Below are 5,477 nucleotides of genomic sequence, written 5' to 3' on the forward strand. Positions count from 1 at the left end.
GGCCGGCGCGGCACCTGGGCGCGGCGGGGCGGCCGGGCCGCCGGAGAGGCCGCGGCCGCCGCGGGCGCCGCCGCACAGCGCGTGGATGCGCGGGATGATCTGTTCGCGGACCGACCGGATGCTCTCGGCCACGCTGCCGACGTTGGCCGGCTTGGTCACGTAGTCGCTGGCGCCGGCGGAGAGCGCGTCGAGGGTGGCCGTCGCGCCGGCCGCGGTGAGCGTGCTGAACATGATGACCGGCAGCCGGGCGTACTGCTGGCGGATCGCCCGCATGGTCTGCAGCCCGTCCATGATCGGCATCTCGATGTCGAGGGTGACCAGATCGGGGCGCAACTGCTCGATCTTCGTGAGCGCGACCTTGCCGTTGGGGGCGGTGCCGACCACGCGGATCTCCGGGTCGTCGCCGAGCGCGTCGGTGATCAGACGCCGGACGACGACCGAGTCGTCCACGACCAGAACCGAGATCACGCGGGTTGCCTCCAGCACCGGGGGCCGCGGCACTTGCGAGGCCCGTTCGTTCCAGCGGGCTAATCGGCGCCGCCACCGGCGTGGATAAGGAAATTCCCAAAAGAACCGCCTCTGCCCGGAGCATTCCGGACAGAGGCGGTGGTACTACGAGTCAGCCCGCGAGCGGCCCCATCGCGGTGAAGTACGGGTCGAGCAGGCGGCGGGCGGTCGCCGAGTCGAGCAGGTCCTGCACCATGAGGGCCTGCACGGCGCCGCTGAGCAGGTTCCACACCCCGCCGGCCCGGTCGGCCACCGGCACGCCCGAGCGGTCCAGCGCCTGCACGAGCAGGAGCTGGGCGGCGGCGCCGGCCCGCACCCGACCCGAGAGGAAGACCGCCCAGGAGGCGGAGTGCACGGCCGGGGCCCAGTCCGACAGGCCCGGGCGGGCGCTGTCGGTGACCTTGTTGAGCCGCTGCATCTCGGCCGGCGACAGGGCGCCGACCCGCGTCAGCAGGCGCTGCACGTCCTCGGCCTGCGGGCCCAGGTCGGGCTCGCGCTCGGGCAGGGCCCGCGTCGCGGCGATGAAGGGGGCGCTGAGCCGGCGGCGGGAGTCGTCGGAGAGCAGCTCGCGCAGGTAGGCGGCCGCGGCGGCGTCGGAGAGCACGCCGGTCGCCTTGCTGGCCACCGGGCTCTGCCGCTGACGCGGGGTGCGGGCCTGCGGGGTGGGCATCGTGGCCTGCTGCTCCGGGCGCTTGCCCCAGGTCCAGTCGAGCACGTCGTACCGCAGGCAGTGCAGCAGCCCGTCGAGGGTGCCCAGCGGCGCCCGCTCGATGACGGTCAGGGTGCCGGCGTCGGCCGCCGATGCGCGCCGCTCCTGGGCCGCGGCGTCGACGTCGCGCCAGAGGTCGACGCGGTCCCAGTCGTCGTCGGACCGGGCCTCCGCGATGGCCGGGAGATCACTCTGCGTAAGCGTGAGGCTGCGAAGCAGCACATCGGCCGCGGCCGATCCGCCCTGCAGACGGGAGAGGTCGAAACCGAGAACGGGGGCGCTCACCAGGCTGTACATGGCAACTAGTCTGCAACGCACCTGCACCCGGGTCTGTCCGCCGAATGGGCCGGGGGTGACGCCCGGGCAGTAGCCCAGCGTCACCCCCGGTGTAATCCGACCGGCGACATCAGATCCTGAACCGGGCCACGAGCGAACGCATCTCGCTCGACATCCGCTGCAGATCGGCGGCCGCGCGTTGCGCCTCGGATACGTTGCGTGACGTGTTCTGGGCCGCCGCGGCCACCGTCGAGACGTTGTTGGCGATCTCGGCCGAGCCGGTCGCGGCCTCGCTGACGCTGCGGTTCATCTCGTTCGTGGTGGCCGTCTGCTCCTCCACCGCCGAGGCGATGGTGAGCTGGTAGTCGTTGATCCGCGAGATGATCTGGCCGATCTCGCCGATCGCGGCCACCGCGCCGGTGGTGTCGGCCTGGATGGCCTCGACCCGGCGGGAGATGTCCTCGGTGGCCCGCGCGGTCTCCTGGGCGAGCTCCTTGACCTCGTTGGCCACGACCGCGAAGCCCTTGCCCGCCTCGCCGGCCCGGGCCGCCTCGATGGTGGCGTTGAGGGCCAGCAGGTTGGTCTGCTCGGCGATCGAGGTGATCACCTTGACCACGTTGCCGATCTCGGTCGAGGAGTCGCCGAGCCGGCTGACCGCCTGGTTGGTCGACTCGGCCGCCATCACCGCCTGCGACGCGACCTTCGCCGCCTCGCTGGCGTTCTGCGCGATCTCGCGGATCGACAGGCCCATCTCGTCGGCGCCGGCCGCCACCGTCTGCACGTTGCGCGAGACCTCCTCGGCCGCGGTCGCGACCACGTTGGCCTGGTCGCTGGCCTCGCCGGTGCCGGAGGCGATCTGCGCGCTGATCCCGGTCAGCTGGTCGGCCGAGGCGGCCAGCGAGGTAGCGGTGGAGTCCATGGTGTGCACGGTGTCGCGCATGCTCTCGGTGGCCCGGTTGAGCGCACCGGCCATCACGCCGACCTCGTCGATGGAGCGCACCTCGACCTTGACGTTCAGGTCGCCGTTGGCCACCGCGTCGAGCACCTGGGAGACCCGGCGCAGCGGCACGACCACGAGCGAGGTCACCCACAGCCCGATGCCGAAGGCGGCGATGAGCCCGATCACGGCCGCCGTGATCATCCACATGCGGCTGTTCTTGTAGTCGCTCTCGGCGCCGGTCTGCCAGGCGATGGCCTCGGCGATGTCCTCGCTCTGCATCTGGCTGATCGCCTTGGTCGCCTTGTTCAGCAACGGCTGGCCCTTGGTCGCCATGACCTGGACGTACCCGGCGATGTCGCCCTTGGCGATGATCGGGCTCGCCTCGGTGTCGCGCACCGTGCGGTAACCCTGCACCGACTGCTCGATCGTGGTGAGCTCGTCGTCGCGGTCGGCCGGCGCGGCCTCGCGGTAGCGGCTGATCGCGTCGGCGAGCTCGGTGTCGGCCACCTTGCGCTGGTCCTCGTTCAGCGCGCCGAGCATGTCGCCGATGCCCTGGCGCATGTCGGCCAGTGCCACGAACTGCTTGTTCTTGGCGGTGAACTGCCGCATCTTGTCGTTGGCGCTGCTCAGCGCGCTCAGCCCGACAAAGGTGATCACGATCGTGACGATGCCGCCGACCGCGATGGCCGTGAGGACCTTGGCCCGCACGGACCGATTGGTGAACCAGCTCATCTATTCCTCGCGGTTGTTGCCGGAACCAAGGGGGTTGGTGTTCACGGCCTTCGTCGTGTCGAGGGCCAGCAGCAGGCGCCCGTCGAGCTTGAACGCGCCGGTGATGAGGTGGCGGGCCCTGCCCTGCAGCGTGTCCGGCGGGGGCTCGAACGTGTCGTCCTGCAGCGTCACGACCTCGCCGATGCGGTCGACGAGCAGCGAGACCGACTCCTCCTCGGTCTTGACGATCACGTTCATGGCCGGCTCGGCCGACTTGGTCCGCGGCGGCAGGCCCAGCTGGACCCGCAGGTCGACCGCGGCGATCACCTGACCGCGCAGGTTGAACAGGCCGCCGACGGACTCCGGGGCGAGGGGAACGGGGGTGTACTGGTCGAAGGAGAGGACCTCCTGGACCTTGGCGACGTCGAGGCCGAACAACTGGTCGGCGACCTCGAAGGTGGCGTACTGACGGCTGGCCATGGGTCAGGCTCCGGCGGGCTGGTAGGTGTTGAAATCGGCCTCGGATCCGCTCTGGTACGGATCGTGCTGCTCGTAGGGGTCCATGGAGGTGTGGAACAGCGGGTCGGCGGCCAGGATGGCCCGGCGCACGTCCAGCAGCTCGGTGACCCGCTGCTGGATGACGGCCGAGCCGAGCAGGCCGTCGTCGCCGAAGTCGCGGCGCGAGTCGTCGAGGCCCTCCTCGACGATGTCGAGGATCTTCTCCACCGCGAGCGCCACCGAGCGGCCGTTCTCGGTGTAGACGACCACCGGGACCGTCGAGCCGGGCTCGGTCTCGTAGGCGCCCAGCAGGTGCGACAGGCGCAGGACCGGCAGGATCTGGTCGCGGTACTGCACGACCTCCCGGCTGCCCGTGCGCTCGATGCGGTCGATCGGGAACTCCTCGAGCCGGGTGACCATGTCCAGCGGGATGGCCACGCGCCGGTCGCCGACCCCGGCGATGAGCAGCCGGTCGGCGTTGTCGCCCCCGCGGCGGACCGTGGTGTCGACGTCGGTGCGCTCGCCGCCGGAGGCCAGGTGGGCCCGCCGGGCCAGCGAGGCCACGTCGAGGATGAGCGCGACCCGGCCGTCGCCGAGCAGGGTGGCCCCGGCGTAGACCCCGATGTCCTTGAACCGCGAGGTCAGCGGCTTGACCACGACCTCCTCGGTGTTGAGCACCCGGTCGACGACCAGCCCGAAACGCTTGCCCTCGGCCTGCAGGACGGCGACGTAGACGTCGGTGTCGTGCTCGCCGTCGCGGGCCAGGCCGAGGGTGTCGTCGAGGTACACCAGCGGCAGCAGCTTGCCGCGCAGCCGATAGACCGGGGCACCCATCGCGTGCTCGACCACCCGGCCGGACTGGCCGTCCAGGTAGACCAGCTCGTGCACGGCGACCTGCGGGATGACGTACCGCTCCCGCCCGCACTCGATGGTGAGGGCCTGGATGATGGCCAGGGTCAGCGGGATGGTGAGCCGCCAGGTGGTGCCCTGCCCGACCACGGAGTCGACGTCGACCGCGCCGCCGATGCGCTCGATGTTGGTCTTCACCACGTCCATGCCGACGCCGCGGCCGGAGACGTTGGTGACCGCCTTGGCGGTGGAGAAGCCGGGCCGGAAGACCAGCGCGAGGACCTCCCGCCGGTCCATCGCGGCGAGCTGGTCGCGCGAGACGAGGCCCTTCTCCACGGCGATCCGGGCGATCTTGTCCGGGTCGATGCCGGCGCCGTCGTCGCGCACCTCGACGATGACGTGGCCGCCTTCGTGGTACGCCCGCAGGGTCAGCGTGCCCTCGGCCGGCTTGCCGGCGGCGACGCGGTCCTCCGGGGTCTCGATGCCGTGGTCGACCGCGTTGCGCACGAGGTGCGTCAGCGGGTCCTTGACCGCTTCCAGCAGCGAGCGGTCGAGCTCGGTCTCCTTGCCCTCCTGGGCCAGCTTGATCTGCTTGCCGAAGGTCGAGGACAGGTCCCGCACGACCCGGGGCAGCTTCGACCAGAGGTGGTCGATCGCCTGCATGCGGGTCTTCATCACCGATTCCTGCAGTTCCGAGGTGATGAGGTTGAGCCGCTGGCCGGTGCGGGTCATGGCCGGGTCGGCCACCCCGCCGATCGCCCGGACCAGCTGGTTGCGGGTCAGCACCAGCTCGCCGACGAGGTTCATGAGCTTGTCGAGCAGGTCGACGTCGACGCGGATCGACTGGTCGGCCACGCTGCGGCGGGACACGGCGTCATCGCCCGCCTCCTGGGCGGGGCCGCCCGACGGCGGCGCCGGCTTGGCGGCCGGGGCTGGCGGGCCGGCTGGCTTCGGCGCGGCCGCGGCCGGCGGCGCGGGGGGCTTCGG

5 protein-coding genes are annotated in these 5,477 nt (G+C 71.5%); all 5 read right to left on the reverse strand.

All coding sequences use genetic code 11. The features are described 5' to 3' along the window. Positions 1 to 468, reverse strand: a 468-nt coding sequence (locus tag ABD352_RS52820; protein WP_344620262.1) for a response regulator, incomplete at its 3' end; no start/stop codon positions are given. 151 nt (positions 469 to 619) lie between these two features. Next, a complete protein-coding gene (locus tag ABD352_RS52825) occupies positions 620 to 1,513 on the reverse strand; it encodes a hypothetical protein (protein WP_344620263.1) in 894 nt (297 codons plus the stop codon). Between the two features lie 109 nt (positions 1,514 to 1,622). Continuing rightward, on the reverse strand, positions 1,623 to 3,164 hold the full coding sequence (locus ABD352_RS52830) for a methyl-accepting chemotaxis protein (protein ID WP_344620264.1): 1,542 nt from the start codon (positions 3,162 to 3,164) through the stop codon (positions 1,623 to 1,625). After that, positions 3,165 to 3,623 (reverse strand): chemotaxis protein CheW, encoded by a 459-nt coding sequence (locus ABD352_RS52835; protein ID WP_344620265.1) that lies wholly within the window; start codon positions 3,621 to 3,623, stop codon positions 3,165 to 3,167. It abuts the gene before it with no gap. A gap of 3 nt (positions 3,624 to 3,626) precedes the next feature. Then, positions 3,627 to 5,477, reverse strand: a 1,851-nt coding sequence (locus ABD352_RS52840) for a chemotaxis protein CheW (RefSeq protein ID WP_344620266.1), incomplete at its 5' end; no start/stop codon positions are given.

The organism is Dactylosporangium salmoneum, from assembly GCF_039532525.1.
In the GTDB taxonomy this organism is placed as follows: Bacteria; Actinomycetota; Actinomycetes; order Mycobacteriales; family Micromonosporaceae; genus Dactylosporangium; species Dactylosporangium salmoneum.

Coding starts and splice junctions, on each gene's coding strand:
- ABD352_RS52825 (WP_344620263.1), bottom strand. CDS start 1,513: ATGTACAGCCTGGTGAGCGCCCCCGTTCTCGGTTTCGACCTCTCCCGT.
- ABD352_RS52830 (WP_344620264.1), bottom strand. CDS start 3,164: ATGAGCTGGTTCACCAATCGGTCCGTGCGGGCCAAGGTCCTCACGGCC.
- ABD352_RS52835 (WP_344620265.1), bottom strand. CDS start 3,623: ATGGCCAGCCGTCAGTACGCCACCTTCGAGGTCGCCGACCAGTTGTTC.